The following is a 26,423-nucleotide window of genomic DNA, read 5'->3' as shown; positions in this document are numbered from 1 at the left end:
CGATGAGTCGTGAAACCTGGAGTTTGATAAAGAAAAGTAAAAGGTTTGATGTTAATGTATATAGGCGGGGTTTAGTTGCATTGATTTTTTCTTTAATAGTGAGTTGCATTTTTTGTTTATCGCTGTTTTATCTGTACTTAACAGAGCCCGAACGGGATTTTTATGCAACGAGTGGAGTGGCACCACCTATTAAATTAAGTCCAATGCTGTCTCCTAATTATTCCGCACAAGCATTACTTCCTCCCGATCCAGTATCGGATGGTGAGGATAAATTGATACCAGAATAAGCTATACACGAGGATATTATGGCCCAAGATGCCTTGACAACTGTTGCATTAAGAAACACTTTTTATAAGGATAGTCAACGTAAAGTAGTCCTTGCGTTGTTAATTGCTCTTCTAGTGAATGTAATACTGGCCTTTATGTTGGTGTATATTATTACTCATCCACCAGCCCCCAAATATTTTGCTACAAGCATTAATGGTCGAATTACCCCACTTTTTCCTTTAAATGAACCGAATCAATCGGACTCTGCGGTTTTGCAATGGGCGAATCAGGCTGCAATCGCAGCATTTACATATAACTTCGTTAATTATAGGGATGAATTGCAAGCTTCTTCCGGTTTTTTTACTCCTGAAGGTTGGGATCAATTTCTTAATGCGTTGCAACAATCAAATAACTTAGATGCAGTGAAAGCTAAAAAACTTATCGTGTCTGCTGTAGCAACGCGAGCACCTATTATTTTGCAAAAAGGGGTCTTAAATGGAAATTATTCTTGGCGTGTTCAAATGCCTATCTTAGTAACCTATCAAAGTGCTAGTGAATTTACGCAACAAAATAATGTGGTTACTATGTTAATTACACGTGTTTCTCCTTTAAATTCGCCTAGAGGAATTGGTATATCACAATTTGTAGTCGGGCCTGCCGCTGGTGGGGTATCTTAATGAACAAGTTGAATTGGTTTGTAAAATTTTGTTTTCTCTGCGGAACTTACTCCATGATTGGTTCATCTTTTGCACAGGATGATAGTGCACAACAAGCGTTACAGCAGTTACGTTTGTTGCAACAACGCTTGTCACAAAATCAACCAGCGGGCCAAAATCAGGCGGCGCAAGCCGGGCAGACACCAAATGCTGCGCCTGCTCAAAATCAAAATAATGATATTCCTATCCCATTAGCGAATGATATTTATAAGGCACCCAAACCACAACCGAGTAAGGCGCCTCAATCGCCACCACCTTCCCCTGCTGCGAATCAACAGGTATTAAGCCAAAATGATGAAGAGGTAATCAATAATAAAGCTTTTAGAGATATGACAAAAAATTTGTATCCACTAAACACGGAACAAGTCGTACAATTAAAGCAAATGAATGATACTATGGAATATGCTAAGGCTGCACCGGCAGGAACACCGCCAAAACCTACAGCAACTTCTCAATTTGTTAACTTATCTCCAGGTTCTACTCCACCCGTAATTCGTTTGGCACAAGGATTTGTTTCTTCGTTAGTATTTCTTGATTCATCAGGAGCTCCTTGGCCAATTGGAGCATATGATTTAGGCGATCCTAATGCTTTTAATATTGTATGGGATAAAACCAGTAATACGCTCATGATTCAAGCAATGAAAGCATACAATTACGGCAATTTAGCGGTTCGATTACGAGGCTTAAATACCCCAGTGATGCTTACCTTGATACCAGGACAAAAAGCCGTAGATTATCGAGTTGATTTACGTGTACAAGGTTATGGGCCCAATGCTAAAGTAATGCCTTTAGAGACGGGAATTCCTCCCTCAGCGAGTGAATTACTTCTTCATGTTTTAGACGGTGTGCCACCTCCTGCAAGTAAGCGTTTGGTTATTACAGGAGGGGATGCACGTGCTTGGTTAGCCAATGACAGAATGTATGTTAGAACCAATCTTACTATATTGTCGCCGGGCTGGTTAGCAAGTATGACTAGCGCAGATGGGACGCACGCATATGAAATGCAAAAATCCCCGGTATTATTAGTTTCCTGGCATGGGAAGGTCATGCAGCTCAAGGTAGAAGGGTTATAAATGGCTGGAAAAAAAGAAAATTTAAAGTCGCTTTTTTCGAATACGCGGACTCGGGTTATTATTATTTTTACATTATCCTTATTAATTTTAGCTGTAGTGATAGGATATATAAAATTAAGAGGAGCTGGTTCTGGGCCATCAGCTACAGCGACTCTTGGTCATACCCCAGGATCTATTCAGTCAATTCCTGGTGTCCTTAATCCTACAGCACAATATGCTCGATTGCAGGAAGAGCAAAATATAAATCAGGCACAAAAAGCAGAGAAAACTGGGGGAAGCGCTATTCCAACAATCATTAGAACCCAAGCGTTGGGTCAAGGTGTTGGAGTGATTGGTTCACAAGGCGGACAAACTGGTGTTGGTTTTGTTACGTTAGCTAGAGAAAATGATGAGGGTGCTCAAAAAAGTCTTTGGTTGCAAGCATTACAAAATGGAGGATGCTCTAAAGCCACTGTATCTCAGGTTGTAAGTCAAGGAGCTCAATTAAGTGATTTAAAAGCGGCATGTAGTTGCGCACAGCTAAAAGATAATGGTTATGGCTTGAAAGATTTAGGTCAAGTGTGTCCCTGTAAAGAACTGAAAGCGGCAGGATACAATGCAAGGCAACTTAAAGATGCAGGTTATAGTGCTGCCCGATTAAAGGATTGTGGTTTTAATGCTTGCGAATTACGCAATGCAGGATTTACAGCCCAAGAGCTTAAGGATGCAGGTTTTTCTGATGATGAACTTAAAGGGGCAGGATATTCTCCAGAGGAAATCGCTAAAGCCAGTGGTTTACCTAACGGAGTGAGTGCCGCTGATGTTTTAAAAGCGGGGTGTAGCGTTGATGCTTTAACTAAATTGCGTAAGTCAGGTGTTACTGCTTCTGCTATTCGACGGATTAGTGGATGTAGTGCGGCACAATTAAAAGCAGCAGGTTTTACTGCTAAAGAATTACGTAATGCAGGATTTAGTGCAGCAGATTTAAAAAGAGCAGGTTATTCACCCGCAGAACTAAAGGCTGCAGGGTACTCTGCTAGGGATTTATTAAATGCAGGATTTACTCCAGAGGATCTTGCAAGTTTAGGTTATTCTCCAGCAGACATTAAAGAAGCAGAAGCAGAGTTGCCCCCTGGAATTACTCCCGACGATGTTAAAAAAGCGGGGTGTGATGTTGATTCATTAAAAAAAGAAAGGGCAGCAGGAGTTAGTGCTGCACTTATTAAGCAATATGCGGGATGTAGTGCGGCAGCTCTAAGGGCAGCAGGCTTTACTGCCAATGATTTAAAGAATGCTGGTTTTAGTCCTAAAGATTTAAAAAATGCAGGATTTAGTGCAGCAGACTTGAAAGCAGCGGGACTTAGCGCCGCAGACTTAAAAGAGGCAGGATTTAGTGCTCAGGATCTAAAAAATGCAGGATTTAATCCAGCAGACTTAAGAGCAGCCGGATTTAGCGCAAGAGATCTAAAAAATGCAGGTTTTTCTTCTGATGCACTACAGGCTGCAGGTTTTTCTCCTGCGGATATCAATGCAGCGCAGGGGCTGTTACCCCCAGGAATTACTCCTGATGATATAAAGAAAGCAGGATGTGACGTTGAGGCCTTAAAAAAAGAAAGGGCAGCAGGAGTTAGTGCAGCGCTTATTAGACAATATGCGGGATGCAGCGCAGCCCAATTAAAAGCAGCAGGGTTTAGCGCAGCTGATTTAAAAGATGCAGGATTTAGTGCCGCTGAGTTAAAGGCAGCAGGATTTAGCGCGGCTGATTTAAAGGCAGCAGGGTTTAGTGCTGCAGATCTAAAAGCAGCAGGGTTTAGTCCAACAGATTTAAAAAATGCAGGTTTTACTGCCGCAGATTTAAAAAATGCAGGATTTAGTATTGGCGATCTAAAAGCTTTAGGCTTTACCGCTTCTGATTTAAAAAATGCAGGATTTAGTGCAAGAGATCTGAAAAACGCGGGCTTTACTCCTGCGGAACTAAAGGCAGCAGGGTATACTGCTCGAGATTTATTAAATGCTGGTTTTACACCGCAAGATCTTACTACTGCAGGCTATTCTCCAGCAGATATCAATGCTGCACAAGGACAATTACCACCAGGAATTACGCCTGACGATATAAAGAAAGCGGGGTGTGATGTAGATGCTTTAAGAAGAGAAAAGGCCGCAGGAATTAGTGCAGAGCTCATTACACGATATGCGGGATGTAGTGCAGCCCAGTTAAAGGCCGCAGGATTTAGTGCCGCAGATTTAAAAAATGCAGGATTTAGTGCTACGGATTTAAAAAATGCAGGATTTAGTGCTGCAGATTTAAAAAATGCAGGATTTAGCGCTGCAGATTTAAAAAATGCAGGATTTAGTGTTAAGGATTTGAAAAATGCGGGCTTTACTCCCGCAGCGCTGAAGGCAGCAGGGTATAATGCTCGAGACTTATTAAATGCTGGTTTTACGCCGCAAGCCCTTGCTGGCGCAGGCTATTCTCCTGCAGATATCAATGCAGCACAGGGGCCATTGGCGTTAGGATTTAATGCCGATGCAATAAAGAATGCTGGCTGTGATGTCGCTGCACTAAAAAGAGAACGAGCAGCGGGAGTTAGTGCAGCACTTATTAGACAAAATGCAGGATGCAGCGCAGAACAATTAAAAGCAGCTGGATTTAGTGCTGCAGATTTAAAAAATGCTGGATTTAGTGCTGAAGATCTAAGAAGTGTGGGATTTACCCCTGCTGAATTAAAAAATGCAGGATTTAGTGCCGCTGATTTAAAGAATGCAGGATTTAGTGCCGCTGATTTAAAGAATGCAGGATTTACTGCTAAAGATTTAAAGGATATTGGGTTTACTGCGTCAGATTTAAAAAATGCAGGTTTTGGTGCTCAATCTTTGCTTGATGCAGGATTTACACCTTCGCAACTACTTACAGGTGGATATACTAATAAGGACTTAGCAAATGCAGGGCTCACTCCAGCAGATACAATTGCAGCTGGACGGGTCGCCGATTGCAGTGTTGAATCTTTGAAAAGAGCAAGAGCGTCTGGTGTTAGTGCTTTGGCAATTAAGAAAACTCTAGGATGTTCAGCAAAAGCATTAAAGGATGCTGGCTATACAGCTAAAGAGCTCAAAGAAGCAGGATTTACTGCAGCTGAATTAAGGAATGCTGGTTTTAGTGCCAAGGATTTGAAAGATGCCGGTTTTAGTGCGAAAGAATTAAAAGATGCCGGTTTTAGTGCAAAAGAATTAAAAGATGCGGGCTTTAGTGCCAAAGAATTAAAGGACGCGGGATTTAGCGCTGCAGATTTAAAAAATGCAGGATTTAGTGCTAAAGAACTAAAAGATGCCGGTTTTAGTGCCAAAGAATTGAGAGATGCAGGTTTTAGCGCTGCTCAATTAAAAGCTGCGGGTTTTAGCGCTAAAGAGCTAAAAGACGCAGGTTATAGCGCTAAAGAACTAAAGGATGCAGGATTTAGTGCTGCTGAATTAAAAGATGCAGGATTTAGTGCTAAGGATTTGAAAGATGCAGGATTTAGTGCAACACAGCTAAGAGCTGCAGGTTTTGGAGCTAAAGATTTGGTTGATGCTGGATATAGTGCTGATGATTTAAAAAATGCGGGATTAAGTGCTTCTCAAATACAAGGCGCTGGGGTTAATTCTATGTCATCAGAAGTGGCTGGTTTAGGTAATCCAAATATGCAACAAGGAGCATTTAATCTGAATGGTATACCAACCGTAGGGCAAGGAGCTGCAGCAGCTACAACAACACCAGCTGGTGGCAATAACAGTAATCAGCAGCTACAAGCAATACTAAATAAACAGAATCAGCAGGCTGCGGAGCAAAAATACCAACAAAAAATCGCACAAAAAAGTAATGAAATGTTAAATGCAGCAAATGCATTGTTAAACGATTGGAAAGGTGTGGCTACGCAAGCTTATAGTGAAGGAAATACTGGAGAAAAAGCTGTAGCAATTGCAGCAGCAGGTTCTGCTGCACCAGGGGGCACTACTACTCAGTCAACAACTATAGTGTCAAATAATGATGTAAATATGATTAAGACTGGTGATGTACTTTTTGCCGTGATTGATACCTCAGTCAATAGTGATGAACCAGGGCCTATTCTTGCTACAATTATTGCGGGAAGACTTAAAGGTACTAAGTTAATTGGTAGCTTTAATTTACCTTCAAATGCTAACAAAATGGTCATTACATTTAATACAATGTCAATTCCGGGTGCACCAAAAACAATTTCGATTTCTGCCTATGCAATTGATCCCAATACGGCAAGAACAGCTCTTTCAAGTAAAACCAACAATCATTATCTATTACGTTATGGTTCTTTATTTGCTTCCTCATTTTTAGAGGGATTTGGAAATGCCTTCCAGTCTGCAAATACAACAGTAACTATTGGCGGAACAGGGGCTGGAAATAATGTGACTGTTGCGAATGGTGTTGGTCGTTCTACTTTGGAAAATGCAGTAATTGGGTTGGCAACAGTTGGTAAGACATGGGGACAACAAGCCCAGGTATTATTTAATACACCTCCAACCGTCGAGGTTTATTCAGGAACTCCTGTAGGGGTTTTATTTACTCAAGACGTAAAATCTATTTAATGGCGGGTAAAAATGGCAGATAATGATCAAAATGATGAATATAAATTCGCTGAATTAGATTCTCTAGAGAATGAGTCTATTGAGAATCCTGAATACAGTCCTCAAAGCTCTACTACTATGGGACAAGGCGGAGCAGGGCCAAGAAAAAACATTAAGCGTAATGCCTTAATAGCGGTGGGCATTGTTGTATTTATTATGTTAATGTATAAATTTATTGGTGGGATGTTTTTTGGAAAATCGAATAAAGTCCCTACAGATGAAAATATAAATCCTGCTCCTGTGGCTGAAGTGACTCCATCTCCTCAGCCTCAGCAGATTCCTCAAACTGAAATTCCACAAGAACCAATAGAGCCTCAAATACAACCAGTCCAACAACAGCCAGTTGTTGAGATAGGCAAGGAGTTTAAACAAAAAGTAGCCTCTATTGAAGCGACACAACAAACAGTTCAATCAGAGGTTAGTTCAGTGAATCAACAAGTGAGCAATGTAAACAATAATGTTAATGCTCTAAGCGCTCAAATCAGCAAGCTTAATCAAGTGATCAGTGATTTAAGCAATCAAGTGGCAAAACAATCTGAAGAAATTAACGTGTTGATGGAACGTACAAAACCTAAATTAATCAAGAGGGTAATTCATGTTCAACCATCAGCACCTCAAATAATTTACTATATTAATGCAGTAATTCCGGGTCGAGCTTGGCTAATTGGCACAAATGGTTCTACACTTACAATAAGAGAAGGATCAAAAATCGAAGGATATGGGGTAGTTAAACTAATAGATTCTTTACAGGGTCGCGTGTTAACGAGCTCAGGTCGAGTAATTAGGTTTAGTCAAGACGATAGTTGAGGTTTAGTATGGCTGATACATGTACAGGCGGAACAGCAGCGTGTTGGTTATCAAGTGAAATAAACGTTCTGGTGAATGTTGCAAATAATTTAATACCTGTAGAGCGTTTAATTACAGGGGGAGCTTATCTAATTGGTTGTGCTTTTTTATTCAAGGCAATATATAGTTTAAAGGTATATGGTGAAGCCCGAACAATGATGTCGAGTAATACGAGTATCAAAGAGCCTGTAATTTATTTGTTTGTTGGTGCATTATTTATTTATTTTCCATCCGCATTTGAAACAATGATGCAAACGACGTTCGGTTATACAAATGTTCTTCAGTATGCCCCAACAGGTGGTAGTAATCCAACGCTGGATGCGTTTTTTGGCACTTCAAGTCCCGTTGGAAGATCACTGACGATTCTTATTCAAGTCATTGGCTTAGTTGCCTTTGTAAGGGGGTGGGTGTTGATTGCACGTTCTGCTTCACAGGGACAACCACCAGGAGGGACTGGAAAGGGTTTAGTCCATGTTTTTGGAGGAATATTAGCAATTAATATAGTAGGTACTATTCAAATGATTAATAATACCTTATATGGGTCTTAATTGTACAAATTGTTTTTTAGTTTAATTTTAAAATTGGGGAGAACTATGGTGAAAAGTAAAGTCATAAGTAAATCAAGTTATAAATATTGGTTATCCAGTATGGTTTGTTTGGGCATATTGGCTCTAGTCAGTCAAGATGCAGCTGCAGGTGGTATGAGTGTTGGTGCCATGGCATCACAAATTACCTCATCATTTACAAACTTAACCAAATTAATCACTGCTGGTTCTTATTTAGCGGGTCTGGGATTTTCTATTGGTGCGATTATGAAATTTAAACAGCACAAAGATAACCCAACTCAAATTCCAATAGGAACACCAATTGCTTTAGTTTTTATCGCAGCGGCGTTATTATTCCTACCTTCTATTTTAGGAATTACTGGAACAACCATGTTCGGCGCAAGCGGTGGTAAAACTTCTGGTCCTACTGGTACCGTTTATACTAGTGGCTAGAAATGGCTTGCTTGTATCATAATGGGATTAGTTTCAAACATCCTCTCTCAAGCGAGAGAGGATTTTTAATAAATAGACAGCGAATAATTGCCAGTAAAAATAGTGCATTCATGTGAGCCAAAAATATGGCGGTTAATCAAGAAAAATTTAAATTAAAATTAATGGCTACGCCAGGTTCATGGCGTTTATATTCAGCCAGAAAGGTTGATGAACGATTTAGAGCTTTTGAGCAAAAAATATTTCAAAGAGATAGATACACCTGTAAATTTTGTGGGTTTCAGGCTCGACTATTTCAAGAAATAGTAAATCTTGATAATAATTATACGAATAATAAATTAGATAATTTAGTGACAGCATGCTGCTTTTGCGCACAGTGCTTTTTTATTGAATCAGTAGGTGTTGGTGGTTATGGTGGAGGAACTTTAGTTTATCTTCCAGAGCTTAGCCAAGCTGAATTAAACAGTTTATGTCATGTATTGTTTTGTGCTATTACCAATGACACTGGATATAAATCCAGCGCACAGAATATTTATCGAGGATTTAAATTTAGATCACAAATAGTTGAAGAAAAATTTGGTGAGGGAACAAGTGATCCTGCTATATTCGGCCAACTTCTAATTGATGCCGGTATACAAGATGAAGAACGAAGATCTAAGTTATTTAAAAATATACTTCTATTGCCTTCCAGAGCGAAATTTCGCAAACAAATTGAAAAATGGGCTGCTAGTGCTTTAGAAGAAATTTCAAGTTAAATGTGAGGAACACAATGGCGCATTGGTCAGAATCTTTTTTCGAGGGAATAGATACTTTCTTTGCCTGGCTAAGTACTTCGCTTAAGCAAACAACAGAATCATATATTGATTTAGAAACAGCTGATAGTCCGACTGTATTAGTAAATCATGATGGTTCTTTATTGTCTGTTTTAAAAATTGAAGGTATATCGGCACTTGCAGGAAGTGTAGAGTTTGAACATTTGATTTCAGGGTTAACTAATGCATTTCAAGCTGCTATGGGGCGCCCGGGACACGCTTTGCAAGTTTATTTTAGTCATGATAAACAAAATATAAAAAAACTAATTAATGATACTTACGATCCTGCAGTTGCAACAGCTAAACGACTCGAACTGAATTTAACAGATTTATTTGAAGAGCGAGTCAACTACATGTCGACGTATTGTGCGGAAGAGCGTACCTATTTTGTGCTCATTACGCGACCATTTAATTTAACATCAGAGCAATTAAAGGCGGCGAATAAAGCTAAAACGCAAATGATTAAGGATCTGAAGGCCCCTCCTTTCAAGAATACACAAACTATCTATGCAGCGATACCCGAATTACGAGATACTCATGATGCTTACGTTCGCTCCATTATGAATGATCTGGGATCTCTGCATATTTTTGCGAAATTAATGGAAGTTCATGATGCGGTACATGCGATTCGTATGACCGCAGATCCAGATTTTACTGCTGATGATTGGCGCGCCAGTTTACCTGGAGACAAAATTACAATTAGAGAAATCAGTGAATTTGAAGGTGATGCTTCGGACTTATTATGGCCCTCGTTAGCAAAACAAATTTTTCCTCGGGATGCGGAAGTCTTGGATCTGCGCACAATTAGGGTCGGAGATAAGATTTATTCCTCAACATTTATTGATTTATTTCCTAAGGATATAAGACCTTTTATTCATTTATTTGCCCGTATATTACCTTCACATGTTCCCTGGAGAATTTCATTTCTAATTGAAAGTGAAGGACTTTCAACTATCAAACTAAAAGGGCTCTTAGCCGCAATTTTAAGTTTTAGTTCAGCACAGAATCGTTTGATTAGTGATTCAGTAAATTTATTAAAATACATACACCTTAACACGGATGAATCGATAGTTCGCTTACGAGTTGTTGCGTCAACTTGGGCACCTGAGGACAGATTGGCTTTATTACGTCAAAGAAGTTCAGAATTAGTGAAAGCGATTGAAGGATGGGGTTCAACAGATGTTTCTGAAATTTGTGGAGACCCTTTTGGAGGCTTTGTTTCCAGTATGTTAGGGGCTACTCTCAACAGTACAGCAGTTCCAACAGTCGCGCCCCTTAGCTCAGTAATTTCTATGTTACCCATAACACGTCCTGCTTCACCTTGGACCAAAGGAGCATTACTTTTTAGAACACCTGATGGAAAACCTTGGCCTTTCCAGCCGGGATCAACAGAACAAACTACATGGATTGACTTGGTTTATGCACGCCCAGGTTCTGGTAAATCTGTATTATCAAATGCGATCAATCTTGCTTTATGCTTATCCGGCGGTTTACTGCGTCTGCCGCGTATCGCAATTATTGATATTGGTCCATCAAGTAGTGGACTTATTTCATTATTGAAAGAAGCATTGCCCGCTTCGAAACGACACTTGGTTGCTTATCATCGTTTAAGAATGACACCTGAATATTCGATTAATCCTTTTGATACGCAGTTAGGTTGTCGGTATCCTACGGCGTTAGAACGCGCCTTTTTAGTTAACTTTATTACTTTACTAACCACACCCTTAGGTGCTGAAAAACCTTACGATGGTATGCCTGATCTTGCAGGTATGGTGGTGGACGAATTATACAAAAGTTTAGCTGATGAATATAATCCTTCACCCTACTCTCCTGGGGTAGAAGAATTTATTGACAGTATTTTAGAGGAAATTGGTTTTGTCCGTGATTCAAAATCAACATGGTGGGAAGTAACAGATTCACTTTATTCAGCTGGTTTTACGCATGAAGCGATGTTGGCGCAACGATATGCAATGCCTTTATTGGCGGATGCGGCATCAATTTGTAGAACTCCATCTATTGAAGATTTGTATGAAAGAATTACTGCGCCTACTGGCGAATCATTAATCAATGCATTTTCGAGAATGATCTCTGCGGCAGTTCGTGAATATCCTATATTGTCACGCGTCAGTAGTTTTGATATCGGAGATGCGCGAGTTGTATCACTAGACCTGGATGAAGTGGCTAAAAGCGGTGGTGATGCCGCAGACAGACAAACCGCTGTTATGTATATGTTGGCGCGGTATGTTTTAGCAAGGCATTATTATTTAACCGAAGAAAGTTTGAATAATATACCAGAACAATATAAGGAATATCATAAACAAAGAGTTCAGGAAATTCGTGAAGATCATAAACGCATTGTTTATGATGAGTTCCATCGTACTTCAAAATCTTCCGCGGTTCGTGAGCAAGTAATTATTGATATGCGGGAAGGACGTAAATGGAAAGTACAAATTGCGTTACTGTCTCAATCAGTAGATGATTTTGATCCAGTAATGATAGATTTCGCCACTTCTATTTACATTATGGATGCAGGTCCATCACAAGCAATAGAGAAAACAACATCAATATTCGGGCTTTCTGACACAGCGAAAACAGCCTTGCGTACACGAGTGCATGGACCTAGAGAAGGAGGAGCAACCTTCTTGGCGCAATATGCGACTAAAACAGGAGTAAATGTGCAGTTACTTACTCTTACTTTAGGACCAGTAGAGCTATGGGCTTTTAGTACTACAGCTGAAGATGCTACTGTGCGAAATCATCTATATCGTCACCTTGGTCCTGGGGAAGCTAGGCGTCTTTTGGCCGTATTGTTTCCTAATGGTTCGGTTGCTAGAGAAGTGGAAAATCGATTGAATGCGATGAAAGAAAAAATTGGTTTAATCGAAGATGAACTGAAAGAAAGTATTATTGAACAATTAATTAACGATATTCTTGATGCATATTCAAAAAATCCTGATATTAGAAGTTTACCCGCTAAAGTGAGTTAAGGTTTTTTAAAGGGGCTTTATGGGTAAGTTAATAATTACCTTTAAGCCACCTTGAATGTTATTAGTGAGGGTGATATCGCCTTGATGCATTTGAATAATTTCTCGAGCTATGGTTAATCCAAGACCAGTACCGCCAGTGCTACGTGAACGAGAACTTTCGCTACGATAAAAAGGCAAAAAAACCTGCTCGAGATCAGATTCTGCTAATCCTGGTCCTTGATCTGTAATTGTAATTTCTATTTTATTTTCTAAACAAGAAAGATGAATCATGGCTTTATAGCCATAATGCACCGCGTTATTAATTAAATTATTAAAAGCCCGTTTCAGTAAATTAACAGTACCGTAATACACTAATTTTGGATTGTCACTCATAAAGCTTACATCATAATTGAGTTCCGTAGCATCTTCTTTTAATGATGAAATTAAGGCTACTAGATCAAATAACTGAGGCTTTTCTTCAACATTTATATCTCTAAAATAATCGAGTGTCTCCCGAATCATAAGTTCCATTTCATTAATATCAGCCATTATTTTGCTGTAATTAGGATCATTTTCTAGATATTCGGCGCGTAACTTTAAACGGGTAAGTGGGGTGCGTAAATCATGGGAAATTGCAGTAACTACGCGAGTACGATTTGCCAAAAGCTTATTCACCTTTTCTTGTAGATCATTAATTTTTTTAAAAATAGCTCTTTGATCCTGATTTCCTGTGACGGGAATAGGCAACCAATTCTCTTGATGCTCACTATAATGAAGGCTTTGAATTAAAGTATGTATGGGTTGATTCAATGTCCTAACGGCCCAGTAGTTAATGAAAAATAAGATGCCAATTAAGATAAGAAACAAGCTAATTATTGAATTTGTTTCTCTTGGGAAAGGAGAGATGACGCGAATGTTCAGCCAAGTATTTTCTTTTATAAATGCAGAAAACTCTAATTTATTAGTTTGTTTGATTAAATTAAAAAGTATAGGGGTTTTTAAAGTTAATAGAGCGTTTTTATTAAATAAAGGTTTAGGAGATAATGTTATTTCGGCCCAGGAAGTACTTTGATTGCGCAAAATTACAGGCCATAAAGATTGAGGATTTTTTTGTAGCAGTGTCACTAAGTGGACTAAAGATCGAACGGCTTTGGGAGGCAGAGGGGAGCGAATATTCTCATAATAATATTTTCCCAACTGCATAAAAGAAAAAATAATTAAAAGATTACCTAGGATTAATCCAATGAATGTTTTTTTTGCTGTTTTAGTAAGTTGACTCATGCCCAATCAACCTTAGTTTTGAATTGATAACCTCCACCACGTATTGTTAATAATAAACGTGGATTGCGTGGATCAATTTCTATTTTTTTACGCAAGCGTCCAATTAAGACATCAATGGTTCTATCTTGTGAGTCAAAGTTCTTATCATATAATAAGTCCATGAGTTGATCACGGCTTAAAATACGTCCTGGATGCTCTAAAAAAATGATTAACAGCTCATACTCACGATGACTTAAAGGGATTGCAACAGAATCCTTATCGATCAATGAATGGGTGTTGCGATCAAGAATCCAATCCTCAAAATGTATTTGTTGTAATGGCGTAAGCTTTTTACGATCAATCTCAAGTTCGCCTTGGGTTCGCCTTAATTGAGCTTTGACTCGGGCTAATAACTCACGAGAACTAAAGGGTTTGGATATATAGTCATCTGCACCTAGTTCTAATCCAGCCACCTTATCTGCTATGCTGTTGGCTGCACTGAGCATAATAATAGGCATACTGTGTGTTTGACGAATCGTCTGGCATAAATGCAACCCATCGATGCCTGGCAGCATAATATCTAAAATAATCAAATCAAAATTATTTTCTCTTAGTAACTGTTTGATATTCAAACCATTCAATGTCCATGTGGTTCGGAAACCATTTTTAATTAAGTAGTCGTTAATCAAATGCGTAATTTCTTGATCATCATCAATAATTAATATATGACTTTTTCTTGTGCTCATGAATCACCTGATGAGAATAGATATATCGTAGATGGTGCTTATAATTTTGAAGAGATGGTGCATAAACTTCATTTATTATTCCTTCATCTTCATTATATACCAATAAATTCTTAGCATTCAGCATTGTAACATTGTTGTTACAATAAACAGTTTATTTGTCATACTCCTATTACATTGTTTCATTACACTCAATATTGAAACAAACAGGAGAAAAAAATGAATATTAAGCGTTTTTTATTAATTAATAGTATGGCTTTGAGTTTATTGGGGGCTTCAATTGCATCAGCCCAACCACCGGCAAGTGGTGCTGCTACTTCCACGAATCAATCGCAGCAATATCATCATTCCATGAACAAAATATTGACCCCACAACAGCGCGTAGAGCTGGTTAAAATTAAGAAAAATTTGCGAGCTCAAATGCTCCCCTTAATTAAAGAAAAACGGGCGCTTAGTTTGCAAATAAGAGGTAAAATAGCTACTCCGGACGCAAAATGGAGTGATATATCTAGCTTGCTGGAAAAAAGAAACGCAGTGGAACTGAAAATAAGCACGTTATTGGCTAAAACCCAATTACAAACCTATCAAAAAATGGGTATTTTATTACCAATTCATCATCGTCATCATTATTGTCACGGCCAAAATAAAAATATGGCAAAAAAATAGATCCTGCGGTCAATTGTCAATACTTTTTAATAAATGACTGTATCATGGTTTCGTATTGAAATACGAAACCAATTATTTTTTGAAAATAAACCCAAATTACTCCGATTTAAAATAGACCATTAAGGTCTCTATTAGCCTATGTTGCCCCTTTCTGTACTCTGCTTTTCTATGTGGGATCCAAAAGGTATGAATCTCTGGAACCAACATTGGGTTCTGGCAAAGCTTGATTGCGTGAAGAGGGAACCAATTGGTAACAGGCTCTAAATAAATGTAAGTTCGATGTAAAAATAAACGTCATTTTTTATATCGAACCGATTTTATTTAGAACTGGATCGCGATAAATGCTACGCATACAGAATAACATTCGTTTTGCGATATAAAAGGCATAGAAATACCTTTTATGTCAAGCACACGTTAAATAACAAACTATTTGCACTAAAAATAAGATCATTTTTGGGTCATTTAACTTGACAAAGAGAATTAATTTTGGCCAGATTGGAGTATAGGAAAAAAAGGAGAATGGAATGAAATTAAAAATTGATAGAAGCTCATTTTTCAGCTCCTCTAAATCTCATACAGCGACTATAGAGACTGAACAGGAGCTTCATTTAGCCCGAGCTGCTTATACTATCCAACGATGGTGGAAGAAGCTGCATTTAAAACAAACCGCTTTAGAATCATTTCACTATGTTCACGATATGATTTCACTTCAACAAGCTCATGAGCAGTCTTTTCCCCAATTAGAAAAATTCATTCTGGCGCCTAAGACATTAAAAACAACCCATCAATTATTAATGCATCTGGAACAGGCTAAAGACATAATTTTACCCTCTCGTATGAGCTTCTCAAATGTATATCAGACAGAGCGTCAATTTCTAGCAGCATATATGATTGTTAGTAATTCTAAATTACTCTTTGAAGCTCCTACAGATATTGACGAGCTTTTGCTATCTCGCGCCGAAGAAATGCTCAAGTCTTTTGAAGATTTATGTGCATTTATGAGTAATGTTTATTTAAAAGAAGATGCTCTCCCCACAATATCACCTCTGGCAGAAAGTACTCCTTTTGCAGACCAAGTACTTTTGAGTTTAAATAGTGGAAGAATAAAAAGTGATTCTCTTTTTATGACTGAGGGTGGAGATTATTTAGCGTCTTTTCATAACAAGCAAATGGCATATTATGAAACATTTACTGAATGGGAGTCTAAGAATCTCTATAAGCTTGCAAGAATTTTAATCGCTAAATATTTAGAAATAGAATCACAAAGGTTTAGAGCCCTACATAGCCTTGATCCAAGGATGCTAGAACTCTATGAAGGCTATGGTAATCAACAAGAAATACTAAGAAAAAGGCTTAGCTCTTTGCTTGGTGAAGAAGGCATTCGCATGCTTTCAGAAGAATTAAATAAGGTTCAAGATTCACTTGAAGCGAATAAATGGATAACCTCGCCTAATGATGCATTAATCCATGAACTCGCATTAAATCCAAAGTTACTCGTTTCTTCTGAAGCCTGCACCATACGTCCACAAAAAGATATTAATGCAGCAATAACAGCTTTAGCCCAAGAGAGTACAGGTTTGATCCTTGATGTATTGAGTGAAATACGTAATATACTAGCTACGTTTACTCCTAATAACAGGCAACAATTTATTAAATTACAGCAAATTTTTAGTCAGGAAGCGATGAAGACCCAAATTGAAACATTGGGTTTGCAAGAAGGATTACATGTAATTATTACTGCACTATTTGAGCAAATTCAGCTTTTAGAGTCGCCAGTACACTTACAAGAAACAAAGCTCTTTCTTAAAAATATAAATCAGCGAATGAATGAAGCTGAAGACACCAGTAGCCTGTTAAAAGAAGCTCTAGATTATATTTATTATAAAATGTCGCAAATTAATTTAGAGCTCAATAATTTTCAAATTAATCAATCACGTGGATTAATTTCGAGAAATATCGTTGCTTTTGAGCAAAGAAAATTTCAGGAACGATTATCCGGAAAGCAATTTAATCTTCAATTTGTTTTGGGATGGATTGATAAATTTGTCAGTGCACCACAAGATTATCGACTTGATCTACCCATTTTATGTTCGCAACATCTCGGATTTTATGTATCTTCTGCATTATTAGTTGCAGTTTTGCAGCAACCTGAAAACACGGTATTACACACTATTCCAGAGACTTTCTATCTGGATCGCCTAAAGGTAGTCAATTGGCATACCCAATATCAAAATTTAATTTATACAGCCACTGCCTTAGGTTATTTAGAAGCATTCTGTCACGACTATGGTGTGATGCTTTCTTCTGAGGAATTATTGCAACAAAAAAGTAGATTAGTTCACGCCTTAGAGGCAGGAGCACTTAATACTCCTCAAGAAAAAGCAGATGATCTTATAGCAATCATAAATCGACTATTAATAAAAAACAAAAAGGAGTTAACGTTTATTGACCAAGATACCCTCAAGGCATTGATAGAAAAATGCTGCTTAGGTACGAATCAAGTTAACCAAATTATTAATAAACGTTTAGGGGAGCAGTTGTCGTTTTATTTATTGAAAGGATATCTTCCAGAACGCGCCATTTCTTTAGTCAGAAGGTATGGTTTAGAAACTGAACTCAATAACTTAGGTAAGGAAATATTGCCAGTACTACGCCTGCATACCAAAGTTCACGGTCCATTTTATCAACAACAAATGGAGCAATGTTTATGGAAGCCACTGTTTACGGTACTGCGACAATCAGCAATTCCAACCACACTTCCTAGCTTATTTTCACCCGAACGTGAGAATATTTATAGTGCTCATACTTTTATACATAAACTCGCTTTTGTTCTTAGTGGATTGGCATTAATTCAACAAACTGTTGTTTATTCCGATATGTGGAATTTAAATTTAACGATAAAAAATACCACTTTAAAAGAACTTGCTGTTTCATTTGGCTTAATCGACATGATAAAAAATCCCAATAGTACTAAAGATGCTATTGAAAGTAGGCTAATGGAGTTGATGCAACATGTTGCCAATGAATATGAACTTCCTTATGAAGCATCGGATAAACGCAAAATGGCACGTATGGTACGTTTAGTAAAAGATGAAAAATCGTTGGGTTGCAAAGCCTTTCTAGATGAATTGATCCATCAGACAAAGCAGTTTGTAATGGAAAATAAAGTCCAAATTAATCCTAATAATTTAGTTGGAGAATTTAAAGAAGAAATAAGTCAAATTGGAATAAAAACAAAAGAGATGATTCAACAAATCAAAAACGCTCATCATCCTTATGATTTACTTCCAGAAGCAGCAACTCTTCCTTTACTTCGCTCAGGAAGGGCACTTGGAGAAATGTAATATAATGAAAAAAGTCGATTAGGGCGTTATGGAGTTCCTTGTACTGCATCAGCACATTTTTCAGCGACAATTTGTGCTACTAATTCTGCAAATAAGTTATAGCTTTGTATTCTGTGAGAAGTGGCTCGCCACGCGACGCCAATTTGTCTATAAGGATGATCATTTTTTAAGGGAACAGCAACCAAATCGGTGTTTGCAAGAATACGACTGTTAATCGCCAAGTTAGGTAAAAAAGTAATGCCTGGCTGGTGATTTACCATTTGGATTAAGGTATGCAAACTGGTAGCAAAAAATGAATTGATTTTTTCACTTTCTTTAAGTTGACAGGCTTGTAGTGTATGTTCAGTTAGGCAATGTTCTTTTTCCAAGAGAAAGATACTGTTTTCTGGTAACTTTGTTATTTCCGTATCAAATCCTTGATGCAACCAACTTTTAGGTAAAACAAGTTTAAAATAATCATTACATAATATTTTTGTTTGAAAGTTCGCTGTTGGATAGGGAAGAGCCAATATAACAAGATCAAGTTTTCCTTCACCCAAGTAGTTTAAAACATTATCTGTTGTATCTTCTCTGATGAATAGAGATAAATCAGGGTAACGCTGCTGACACAAAACTTGGAGATCGTTTAAAATAAATGGAGCAATGGTAGGGATAACACCAAGATAAAATTTTCCCTGCATTGCTTTTCCCTGATTTTTCGCATAATCGACTAATTCATTGTTTTGTTGAAGCATGAGTCGACCCCGACGTACGATTTCTTCCCCTAAAGAAGTAAATAGAAATGTTTTATGATCTCTTTCCAAAAGTTGAGCGTCTAGAGTTTCTTCAAGATTTGTAATAGCAGCGCTCAAAGTGGATTGGCTAATAAAACATGCGGTAGCTGCACGACCAAAATGCTGGTGATCATATAGGGTAATCAAATAATGGAGTTGTTTTAAACTAATTAACTTATTCATCGTTTTTTTCGATTAATCAAATCGATTTTATTCACTTTATATAATTATACACCCTATCTATAATTTAATTAACTAACAAATGAGGAGAAATTTATGTTAACTATTGGTCAAAAAATCCCGGAATTTTCTCTAGTTGCCGTAAAACCAGGATTTAACAATCATGAAGAGAATGGGGCAAGTGCTTTTGAAACTATTACTGAAAAAAGCTTTCCAGGAAAATGGAAAATAGTGTTTTTCTACCCTAAAGACTTTACTTTTGTATGCCCAACAGAAATTGTTGAGTTTGCAAAATTAAATGGTGAGTTTAATGATAGAGATGCAGTGGTATTAGGAGGAAGCACAGATAATGAGTTTGTGAAATTGGCTTGGCGCAGAGAACATAAGGATTTACATCAGCTTAATCAATATAGCTTTGCAGATGTTCAGGGAAAATTAACGGATGGTTTAGGTGTTCGTGATGAAGAAAGTGGTTGTGCATTAAGAGCAACATTTATTATTGATCCAAACAATGTGATTCAGCATGTTAGCGTGAACTCACTCAATGTAGGTCGTAATCCTCAAGAGGTGTTACGTATTTTAGATGCGTTACAAACTGATGAGTTGTGTCCTTGTAATCGTCCTATTGGTGGTGAAACATTATAAAACGAGATACTCCTGCGAATGAGGCAGGAGTATGTTAAAGGAGCGGATTATGTCTATCGAACAATTAAAACAGATGATTCCTGATTTTGCTAAAGACATTCGTCTTAATTTGAGTACTCTATTTGGTAATATTGCTCAGTCTGGTTTAACTGATACTCAATTTTATGGTGTTGCATTAGCTGTAGCTTATACCTTAAACAATAAAAGTATGATAAATGCGATTAAAACAGAGGGAGCAGTCTCTCTTTCAGCTGAATTAGAACAGGCCATAAAAACAGCAACGGCTTTAATGGCTATGAATAATGTGTATTATCGTGCAATTCATTTAGCAGAAAATAAGGAACTTTCAACTTTACCAGCTCATTTACGTATGAATGGTATGTTAAATCCAGGTGTGCCCAAAGCTGATTTTGAGTTATTCGCTTTGGCAGTATCTGTGATTAATGGGTGTGGGATGTGCATTAGTTCTCATGTAAGACAATTATTAGAGCATGGGCTAGATAAAATTGCTGTGCAATCGGTACTGCGTATTGCTGCTGTTTTAAATGCTTCATCATTTGTTTTAGCATTAGAAGAATGATAATGTATTAAGCGTAATCAGGATAAGATATTGATATTTTGTCTTGATGACGCTTTGTATTGTTTCAGCCAGAAAGTTAACTGCTTTTGCTCGGATAAGCTAAATAATAAATAATTTTCCAACGGCCTTGTTTATCTCGTTGAAAAACATCCAGCCCCTCATCTACAGTTCTTGAAATAACTTTTCCATGTTTATAAATTTGTAAATACCATGTGACTCGAACACTTGCCATGTCGTTAGAATGATATACCTGATGCAGTTTAAAGTGGTATTTATAGTCACGGTTTTCTTGAAAAACTTTCTTAAATCCATTGCAGATCGACTCATAGTTTTTTCTAGGGGCTCCTTGGTAATTAGCTTCTACATGAACAGAAAATAAATCACAAGAACCTGCTAAATCTTTACGATTAAAGGCATCAGTCCATACCGAAAAAATATGTTGAAACAGCGGCATGGCGTTGTTTTTTTCTGCAGCAAATACATTGGGTATCATGAAACATAAATTGATAAAAAATACGATTAATCCTTGAATCACTTTTTCCTCTTGATTAGGCATCTTGCCAGCCTTCGGGTTCTAATGGAATGATTATCCATAAGATAATATAAGCAATGAATGCAGCTCCTCCAAGTAAGAAAAAGATAATAAAAATTATTCTCATCCATACTGGATCTACACCAAAATAAATGCCTAACCCGCCGCATATTCCAGCAATTTTTCGATCTTTACGTGAACGCCATAATTTTTTATAAGGTGAATGATTACGCATAATTTACCTTGATGTTGAGTGTGTAAACCATTTTTTACCCTCCACAAAACGGGCAATCATCATGCAGCTTACACTGTTACATGTTACATTAAGCATAGTAGCAAGTGGATCAATAATAATACTTATTGCAGCAATAATCATTAACACTGAGGGAGGAAATCCATAAACACTTAAAATGAGGAGTTCCCCAAGCATTCCTCCACTAGGAATTGCCCCCATTACGGTGCCAACCAATAAAGAAATTCCTAATGCAGTGAGTAAAACACTAGGTTCAGAGAAATTTAAATGAAAAATGCCAAACAAAAAAGCAATTTTGAAAACGCCACCGATTACAGAACCATCTTTGTGGATAATAGTGCCTAGAGGAATTACTGTTTCATAAATTTCAGGAGCAACTTTCATTTTTTTGACGCTAATTAAATTGGCAGGAATGCTTGCAGCACTACTGCATGTTGCAATAGAGGTAACTGCGGGCAGAAAGATATTATGCCAAAATAATCTTATTCCTTGAGTCTTTCCTGCCAAATAGGCAAAGAAGGTATTGATGAGGATAAAATATAGGAGTCCAAAAAAGTAATAAATAATGCCAACCCGAAGATAATTCGTCATTAATTGCGGGCCTAAATCGTGAACTAAAACGGCAAAATAAGCAAAAAAACCAAGCGGAGCATAATACATGATTAATGTAAAAACACGCATGAAAATCTCTTCACCTGCTTGTAGAAAATCAATGAATGGTTTTTCTTTTTCATGAAGATTGGATGCGGCAAGTCCAACAAAGATGGAAAAGACGATTAAAGCAAGAATATGTTTATGAGAAAGTAAATGACCGAATTCAGAAACAGTAAAAATTTCTGGAATCTGATCTAAAAAACTCAGCGTAGATGTTTTTGCGGGCACAGTCAACGGTAAAACAACGTTTTGAGCAGGTGGAAAGAGATTAACGACAAAAAGAGCATAAATTGCTGCCATGATACTCGTAAATAAAAAAATAATCGTCATATAAAAAGCAATTTTGCTTAATTTCCCCATAGAACCAATACGTGCAATGGCGGAACTGACACTAAAGAAAATTAATGGAACAATTGCTGTAAAAATGAGATTAAGAAAAATTTCACCCAAAGGTTTTAAATAATGAGTTATTTGGCCAAAGAAACAACCGGTGAGACCTCCAAGAAGAATTGCTGAAATTAAAATCAGCGAAAAAAGATAAGATTCAGAAACTTTTTTTGCCACAGTCATTGGCTCAGCATCCTCAAACGTGTTTTTTATTTTTGATTCAGAAGTTTCTATTGTATCTCTTTGCTTATAGATCGCGCCATAGCAGGAACTTTCCAGTTACGCGATGGTATTTGATCATAAAATATCATCATTGAATTAATAATTTGCAGTATGTATAATGCGTAGCGCTTATAATGTAACCCCTTGGAGGATCGTTATGCCCGCAGTTAGCCCTGTAGTTTATAATCAAGCTAATCTTTTCTCTTGGCAACAAGAATTACTGCAAGTACAGTTACAAATATCGGAAAAATCACATTTCGTTGAAGAACAAAAGCAGTTTCTTAATCCCCTTCAGCGACAACTGGATACCACAAACCGCCTTATTTCAATCACGCAAAGCCAACTTACTAATGCAGATTTCAGTGCCACCCAAGATATGCTCCATCATATGCATGATCATCATCATGATCGTCACCACCATCATCATAGAGATGGGGTGCTGCATTATGTAGGTGATTTCGCAAGAGAATGGAACCGAAGTCAATTACAAACTGAATTAGGGCGTTTACAGGCAGAGCGTATCTCACTCCAAAATCAAATGCGACCTTATGAACGAGGAATCAATGAAGCAAATACTGAGTTGGCTCAGCTTCAATCTCGGAAATCATTTTTAAACAAGCACATACGTGACGCCGAATTATTTTTACGGACTTTGCATGAAAATCCTTTCAAGTTAGTGCAAACATTAGCTAATAAGTTGCAAAAAGCATTTACTGACTATGAAGATACGCATCTTACTGGTCTTTTTCCGCAAGTACGGATTAGCTTGATTGCCGCACGTTACGGGTTAGGTGAGTTAACTCGTTATGAAAGTGGGTATAATCCTGAGGCATTGCAATTTCAGCCCACACATCGAACTAACTATTTGCGCTTATGTGGCTTTATCTGGGATATGTATTCTCGAGTAAAACAAGAAAACCAAGATACTGCATTTGAAAAAACGCTAGAGGAGCTTGTGAAAAGTACACATGTGCTTCAAGATGGGGATTTGCCTGAGCCTTGGCAAACGGGGTTTAGTGCCAATGCATGGTTTGACTCATCTAAAAACGCAAACTTAGGCGTTTTTGCAATTCAACCGATACAATTAGAAAATATAGAAGAACAAATTTTTAATGACGGGTTGGTTCATTTAAAACGAAACAATGTTTCGACCAATGATCTGCAAAAACATATTATGAATGCGGCTGAGTTAATTGAGGCTGAAGTCGCAATGAAAAAACAAAAACAGGAACTCATAGATTACCATTTTTATGGTAGAGCAGTTTGTGTTTTAACAGAAGCACTCAATAATCCTAATGATATGCAGGCCGCAAAACGTTTAGGTGATATTGCTGAATATGCTTCTGGGAGCCCTTCAGTTGGCAAGCAAGTCTTAGGTGGTATACTTATTGCTTTAGGCGTATTACTTATTGGTGCAAGTATTGCAGGTCTTGTGACTACGTTTGGTTCTAGTTCTGCATTAAGTGCTGTGGGAATGGCTTTGGGGTTGAGTTTATTGCAAACCCAAGTTGTTTTAGGGGTTACGTCTACCGTGGCTGCTGCCACAGGAATTGGATTAACCTTTTTTACAGGTCCAAATACAGTTAAATCTGGACAACGCCAAGGTTTATCTCAGGGACTTATCGATGTTAAAGAAGACGTTGAGCATTCTGTTACCTACCATTAATTCATTTCTTGCATGAAACCATTTGCCATACTCTATAATTAAAGGTATGGCATAGAATTTTTGGGGCTTTAGTAAAAGCCCAATATCTTTTTATTTCTGGGATAATCAAGATGATGCATCAATATTTTTTTAGACAACGAACTTCTTCTGGAGTGCATGAAGCAAAAACTCAAGACTGCTGTATTCAAATTCCCTCATTTAATGATATCGATCAAATGCATGGAATGCCTGCTGGTGCTGAAGAAGATCAGTTCAATCGCTTAAAGCATATGAGCCAATTAATCTCAGAAATTTGCGTTAGTGATTCCGATTTATCAGTTATGGATACGGATCAAGTTAAGTTGCCTCGCTGTTGGAGTCAATTATTTACTGCAATGAATAAAGGAGATGTGCAAGCCGCATTAAAATGTTTTGCTAAAATTCCTGAAGAAGATACGATACTTAATGCCATACTAAAAGTTCATACTCTAGAATATCTACAGCAAATTATTATTGATTGCATCCAAGCGCAGCATAAAGGATGGAAACAATTAAGCTCAGATATTGTAATTACGCCTAAAACTTTAGAAGTCTTAATTAAAGATATAGCAATGACCTTAGAACATTCAGGAAAAATCCATTTTTCTTTTGGGTTACCAACGCATCATGCTTATAGTAATGAGGGTAGTGGGTTTTGTATTTTGAATAAAACAGCGATATTACTTAAATACGTGCAAAGCTTACACAAGAAACCACTGAAACACATTATTATAGGAACAGATGTGAATCGCGATGATGGTTTATGCAATATTTTAATGAAATCTGCTACAGATATGGATATATGCCATATCGATATTTTTGATTCACGTGTTTATCCTCAACAGGATAATTCTTTTATCAATAAATTATTCAAGAAAAAGGGTAAGGATGAGGGACAAGAAATTCATTCATGGGCAAAGGGAAATTTACAGTATTTTGCTGTAGATTTAAGCGTCACAACTCGTAAACCTGGAACCATTCACCCTGCTTTGGTTTTTGCTCTAGAGGAAATCGAAGCTCAAATAGAGAGCGCAAAAGAAAAAGGTCAGAAAATAGCACTTTTTTTACCAACGGGTTGGGATTCTCATGAAGCTGAAACAGCTTATTGCGGAAAATTTGTTGATGGCAAGTTAATGAGTAAAGCAGAAGCAAAAAGAACACGTTTTAATGAAGCGGATTTAACTTATTTTTATGAGAATCTCTTTCAAATGGTTCAAGAAAATAGGGAGCATATTGAGAGAGTATATTGGGGCTTAGAAGGAGGCTATGATCGTTCTATGTATGAGCAACAAATCCGTTTATTGATGTCTCTTATTTTGAACAAGTTAGTACCTCAGGATAATTATCAAATTGACTCTGATGATAGCTCTATGAAAATCGATTAAGGTAAATAGTAATAGGGGTTCGGTAATTTAAATACTTTTTGAGCATACCCGCCTTTTAGGTCGCTGTATTGATCACCTATGGAGGCAACAATTGTATAACCTTTTTCCGTGATTGTTTTTCGTGTATGCGATTTAAATGGAATGATGGATTTGGATGAGTAATCCATAGGGCGTAAATAGAGACCAGCCCATTGACTATAGCCTTCTTTTATTAAATTTTGCTCTGTAGCTTTGCGCTCTGATTCATTTCTTCCGGTGACAAAAAATACTGTGACATTATGAGCAAGGGCATCTTGATATAAAGCAAGCATAGGCTTAATGGCTGGGGCATTTGCAGCCATTATGTCTTGATGATATTGCTTTCGATTCCCACCAAAATCACGTTGAATCATTGAATTGTAATTAGATAAGCTGGTCTCATCAATGTCTAAAACAATCGCAAGTTTATTGGGAGCTTTTTCTTTTTCATTAAGATTGGCTTGTTGATTGATATATTCTTGGGCTTTCTGAATAACTTGCGTTAGCTCTTTTTGGTAATCTCCTGAGTCATAATAATTTTTGAGCTCATTCTTTGCTAAAGCCAAATTAGGAGGTTCTGCAAAAGTTGGCCCCGAAAATAGTATCATTGCACCTAATGTTATTGCGCTAAGTGATCGGGTAACTAAATGCTTCATTATCTATCCAATTTGCATCAAATTGGAGGTGATTATATAAAGATTTTAATTCTTGTCAAATTAAGTGGCAAATCGACTCGAAACTTAGGGTGGTACCTTAAGGTTTGATACTTGTATAGATAGGTCGCTCATCCTCAGTTATAATGATTCCT

22 protein-coding genes are annotated in these 26,423 nt (G+C 37.5%); 15 read left to right on the top strand and 7 right to left on the bottom strand.

Going from position 1 to position 26,423, the window contains the following annotated elements; all coding sequences use genetic code 11:
* Nucleotides 1-2: 2 nt before the first annotated feature.
* The 9 genes from icmM (at nt 3) to DYH34_RS14280 (ending at nt 12,310) form a co-directional block, all read left to right on the top strand.
* Nucleotides 3-287 (top strand): type IVB secretion system protein IcmM/DotJ, encoded by a 285-nt coding sequence (gene icmM, locus DYH34_RS14320; protein ID WP_058465170.1) that lies wholly within the window; start codon nt 3-5, stop codon nt 285-287.
* A gap of 18 nt (nt 288-305) precedes the next feature.
* The gene (locus DYH34_RS14315) at nt 306-944 is read left to right on the top strand and encodes a type IVB secretion system apparatus protein IcmL/DotI (RefSeq protein WP_058465169.1); all 639 of its coding nucleotides are present in this window, start codon (nt 306-308) and stop codon (nt 942-944) included.
* Nucleotides 944-2,056: a DotH/IcmK family type IV secretion protein gene (locus DYH34_RS14310; RefSeq protein WP_058465168.1), complete on the top strand. Its 1,113-nt coding sequence runs from the start codon at nt 944-946 to the stop codon at nt 2,054-2,056. The genes DYH34_RS14315 and DYH34_RS14310 overlap by 1 nt, the downstream gene beginning before the upstream one ends.
* The gene (gene dotG / locus DYH34_RS14305; RefSeq protein WP_058465167.1) at nt 2,057-6,631 is read left to right on the top strand and encodes a type IVB secretion system protein DotG/IcmE; all 4,575 of its coding nucleotides are present in this window, start codon (nt 2,057-2,059) and stop codon (nt 6,629-6,631) included.
* 12 nt (nt 6,632-6,643) lie between these two features.
* Complete coding sequence (icmG, locus tag DYH34_RS14300; protein WP_058465166.1) at nt 6,644-7,477, top strand: type IVB secretion system protein IcmG/DotF; 834 nt, start codon at nt 6,644-6,646, stop codon at nt 7,475-7,477.
* A gap of 8 nt (nt 7,478-7,485) precedes the next feature.
* Nucleotides 7,486-8,064: a hypothetical protein gene (locus DYH34_RS14295; RefSeq protein ID WP_058465165.1), complete on the top strand. Its 579-nt coding sequence runs from the start codon at nt 7,486-7,488 to the stop codon at nt 8,062-8,064.
* Between the two features lie 48 nt (nt 8,065-8,112).
* Nucleotides 8,113-8,514 (top strand): type IV secretion protein IcmD, encoded by a 402-nt coding sequence (locus DYH34_RS14290; protein ID WP_115342670.1) that lies wholly within the window; start codon nt 8,113-8,115, stop codon nt 8,512-8,514.
* 125 nt (nt 8,515-8,639) lie between these two features.
* Nucleotides 8,640-9,266, top strand: a complete 627-nt coding sequence (icmJ, locus tag DYH34_RS14285; RefSeq protein ID WP_058465163.1) for a type IVB secretion system protein IcmJDotN — start codon at nt 8,640-8,642, stop codon at nt 9,264-9,266.
* A gap of 14 nt (nt 9,267-9,280) precedes the next feature.
* Complete coding sequence (locus DYH34_RS14280) at nt 9,281-12,310, top strand: type IV secretion protein IcmB (RefSeq protein ID WP_058465162.1); 3,030 nt, start codon at nt 9,281-9,283, stop codon at nt 12,308-12,310.
* A gap of 6 nt (nt 12,311-12,316) precedes the next feature.
* Here DYH34_RS14280 and DYH34_RS14275 read toward each other — a convergent pair whose 3' ends face one another.
* Nucleotides 12,317-13,570 (bottom strand): sensor histidine kinase, encoded by a 1,254-nt coding sequence (locus tag DYH34_RS14275; protein ID WP_058465161.1) that lies wholly within the window; start codon nt 13,568-13,570, stop codon nt 12,317-12,319.
* Nucleotides 13,567-14,295 carry a response regulator transcription factor gene (locus tag DYH34_RS14270; protein ID WP_058465160.1) on the bottom strand — a complete coding sequence of 243 codons (729 nt, stop codon included), beginning with the start codon at nt 14,293-14,295 and terminating at the stop codon, nt 13,567-13,569. Before DYH34_RS14270 ends, DYH34_RS14275 begins: the two co-directional genes overlap by 4 nt.
* A gap of 216 nt (nt 14,296-14,511) precedes the next feature.
* Here DYH34_RS14270 and DYH34_RS14265 point away from each other — a divergent pair, with 216 nt between their 5' ends.
* A complete protein-coding gene (locus DYH34_RS14265) occupies nt 14,512-14,958 on the top strand; it encodes a hypothetical protein (RefSeq protein WP_058465159.1) in 447 nt (148 codons plus the stop codon).
* 524 nt (nt 14,959-15,482) lie between these two features.
* The gene (locus DYH34_RS14260) at nt 15,483-18,302 is read left to right on the top strand and encodes a TCP11-related protein (protein ID WP_162263065.1); all 2,820 of its coding nucleotides are present in this window, start codon (nt 15,483-15,485) and stop codon (nt 18,300-18,302) included.
* A gap of 26 nt (nt 18,303-18,328) precedes the next feature.
* Here DYH34_RS14260 and DYH34_RS14255 read toward each other — a convergent pair whose 3' ends face one another.
* Nucleotides 18,329-19,258 carry a hydrogen peroxide-inducible genes activator gene (locus tag DYH34_RS14255; protein WP_058465158.1) on the bottom strand — a complete coding sequence of 310 codons (930 nt, stop codon included), beginning with the start codon at nt 19,256-19,258 and terminating at the stop codon, nt 18,329-18,331.
* A 93-nt stretch (nt 19,259-19,351) separates the two neighbouring features.
* Here DYH34_RS14255 and DYH34_RS14250 point away from each other — a divergent pair, with 93 nt between their 5' ends.
* Both DYH34_RS14250 and DYH34_RS14245 read left to right on the top strand, forming a co-directional pair.
* Nucleotides 19,352-19,900: a peroxiredoxin gene (locus DYH34_RS14250; protein WP_058465157.1), complete on the top strand. Its 549-nt coding sequence runs from the start codon at nt 19,352-19,354 to the stop codon at nt 19,898-19,900.
* Nucleotides 19,901-19,949: 49 nt separating this feature from the next.
* The gene (locus DYH34_RS14245; protein WP_058465156.1) at nt 19,950-20,480 is read left to right on the top strand and encodes a carboxymuconolactone decarboxylase family protein; all 531 of its coding nucleotides are present in this window, start codon (nt 19,950-19,952) and stop codon (nt 20,478-20,480) included.
* Nucleotides 20,481-20,556: 76 nt separating this feature from the next.
* On the opposite strand, the gene DYH34_RS14240 is transcribed toward DYH34_RS14245, so the two are convergent.
* The 3 genes from DYH34_RS14240 to DYH34_RS14230 are packed head-to-tail and all read right to left on the bottom strand — an operon-like array spanning nt 20,557 to nt 22,489.
* Nucleotides 20,557-21,036, bottom strand: a complete 480-nt coding sequence (locus DYH34_RS14240) for a YybH family protein (protein WP_058465155.1) — start codon at nt 21,034-21,036, stop codon at nt 20,557-20,559.
* Nucleotides 21,029-21,247, bottom strand: coding sequence for a PspC domain-containing protein (locus DYH34_RS14235; RefSeq protein ID WP_058465154.1), 219 nt, complete (start codon nt 21,245-21,247; stop codon nt 21,029-21,031). The genes DYH34_RS14240 and DYH34_RS14235 overlap by 8 nt, the downstream gene beginning before the upstream one ends.
* A 3-nt stretch (nt 21,248-21,250) precedes the next feature.
* Entirely contained in the window at nt 21,251-22,489 is a 1,239-nt protein-coding gene (locus tag DYH34_RS14230; RefSeq protein WP_058465153.1) for a dicarboxylate/amino acid:cation symporter, read from the bottom strand.
* 196 nt (nt 22,490-22,685) lie between these two features.
* On the opposite strand from DYH34_RS14230, the gene DYH34_RS14225 reads away from it, so the two are divergent.
* Together DYH34_RS14225 and DYH34_RS14220 are read left to right on the top strand one after the other, a co-directional pair.
* A complete protein-coding gene (locus DYH34_RS14225; RefSeq protein ID WP_058465152.1) occupies nt 22,686-24,194 on the top strand; it encodes a CvpA family protein in 1,509 nt (502 codons plus the stop codon).
* A gap of 110 nt (nt 24,195-24,304) precedes the next feature.
* Complete coding sequence (locus DYH34_RS14220) at nt 24,305-25,597, top strand: arginase family protein (protein WP_058465151.1); 1,293 nt, start codon at nt 24,305-24,307, stop codon at nt 25,595-25,597.
* Here DYH34_RS14220 and DYH34_RS14215 read toward each other — a convergent pair.
* A complete protein-coding gene (locus tag DYH34_RS14215; RefSeq protein WP_058465150.1) occupies nt 25,594-26,271 on the bottom strand; it encodes an HAD family acid phosphatase in 678 nt (225 codons plus the stop codon). The two genes, DYH34_RS14220 and DYH34_RS14215, sit on opposite strands and share 4 nt — an antisense overlap.
* Nucleotides 26,272-26,423 lie beyond the last annotated feature (152 nt).

Origin of the sequence: Legionella cincinnatiensis (genome assembly GCF_900452415.1) — a bacterium.
GTDB classification, from domain to species: Bacteria; Pseudomonadota; Gammaproteobacteria; order Legionellales; family Legionellaceae; genus Legionella; species Legionella cincinnatiensis.
The sequence above is the reverse complement of the archived record's forward strand: the minus strand, read 5'-3'. Positions and strand labels throughout refer to the sequence as shown.

Bases quoted from the DNA above. Each gene is read 5' to 3' on its own strand.
- icmM (WP_058465170.1), top strand. From the start codon at position 3: ATGAGTCGTGAAACCTGGAGTTTGATAAAGAAAAGTAAAAGGTTTGAT.
- DYH34_RS14315 (WP_058465169.1), top strand. From the start codon at position 306: ATGGCCCAAGATGCCTTGACAACTGTTGCATTAAGAAACACTTTTTAT.
- DYH34_RS14310 (WP_058465168.1), top strand. From the start codon at position 944: ATGAACAAGTTGAATTGGTTTGTAAAATTTTGTTTTCTCTGCGGAACT.
- dotG (WP_058465167.1), top strand. From the start codon at position 2,057: ATGGCTGGAAAAAAAGAAAATTTAAAGTCGCTTTTTTCGAATACGCGG.
- icmG (WP_058465166.1), top strand. From the start codon at position 6,644: ATGGCAGATAATGATCAAAATGATGAATATAAATTCGCTGAATTAGAT.
- DYH34_RS14295 (WP_058465165.1), top strand. From the start codon at position 7,486: ATGGCTGATACATGTACAGGCGGAACAGCAGCGTGTTGGTTATCAAGT.
- icmJ (WP_058465163.1), top strand. From the start codon at position 8,640: ATGGCGGTTAATCAAGAAAAATTTAAATTAAAATTAATGGCTACGCCA.
- DYH34_RS14280 (WP_058465162.1), top strand. From the start codon at position 9,281: ATGGCGCATTGGTCAGAATCTTTTTTCGAGGGAATAGATACTTTCTTT.
- DYH34_RS14275 (WP_058465161.1), bottom strand. From the start codon at position 13,570: ATGAGTCAACTTACTAAAACAGCAAAAAAAACATTCATTGGATTAATC.
- DYH34_RS14270 (WP_058465160.1), bottom strand. From the start codon at position 14,295: ATGAGCACAAGAAAAAGTCATATATTAATTATTGATGATGATCAAGAA.
- DYH34_RS14265 (WP_058465159.1), top strand. From the start codon at position 14,512: ATGAATATTAAGCGTTTTTTATTAATTAATAGTATGGCTTTGAGTTTA.
- DYH34_RS14260 (WP_162263065.1), top strand. From the start codon at position 15,483: ATGAAATTAAAAATTGATAGAAGCTCATTTTTCAGCTCCTCTAAATCT.
- DYH34_RS14255 (WP_058465158.1), bottom strand. From the start codon at position 19,258: ATGAATAAGTTAATTAGTTTAAAACAACTCCATTATTTGATTACCCTA.
- DYH34_RS14250 (WP_058465157.1), top strand. From the start codon at position 19,352: ATGTTAACTATTGGTCAAAAAATCCCGGAATTTTCTCTAGTTGCCGTA.
- DYH34_RS14245 (WP_058465156.1), top strand. From the start codon at position 19,950: ATGTCTATCGAACAATTAAAACAGATGATTCCTGATTTTGCTAAAGAC.
- DYH34_RS14240 (WP_058465155.1), bottom strand. From the start codon at position 21,036: ATGCCTAATCAAGAGGAAAAAGTGATTCAAGGATTAATCGTATTTTTT.
- DYH34_RS14235 (WP_058465154.1), bottom strand. From the start codon at position 21,247: ATGCGTAATCATTCACCTTATAAAAAATTATGGCGTTCACGTAAAGAT.
- DYH34_RS14230 (WP_058465153.1), bottom strand. From the start codon at position 22,489: ATGACTGTGGCAAAAAAAGTTTCTGAATCTTATCTTTTTTCGCTGATT.
- DYH34_RS14225 (WP_058465152.1), top strand. From the start codon at position 22,686: ATGCCCGCAGTTAGCCCTGTAGTTTATAATCAAGCTAATCTTTTCTCT.
- DYH34_RS14220 (WP_058465151.1), top strand. From the start codon at position 24,305: ATGATGCATCAATATTTTTTTAGACAACGAACTTCTTCTGGAGTGCAT.
- DYH34_RS14215 (WP_058465150.1), bottom strand. From the start codon at position 26,271: ATGAAGCATTTAGTTACCCGATCACTTAGCGCAATAACATTAGGTGCA.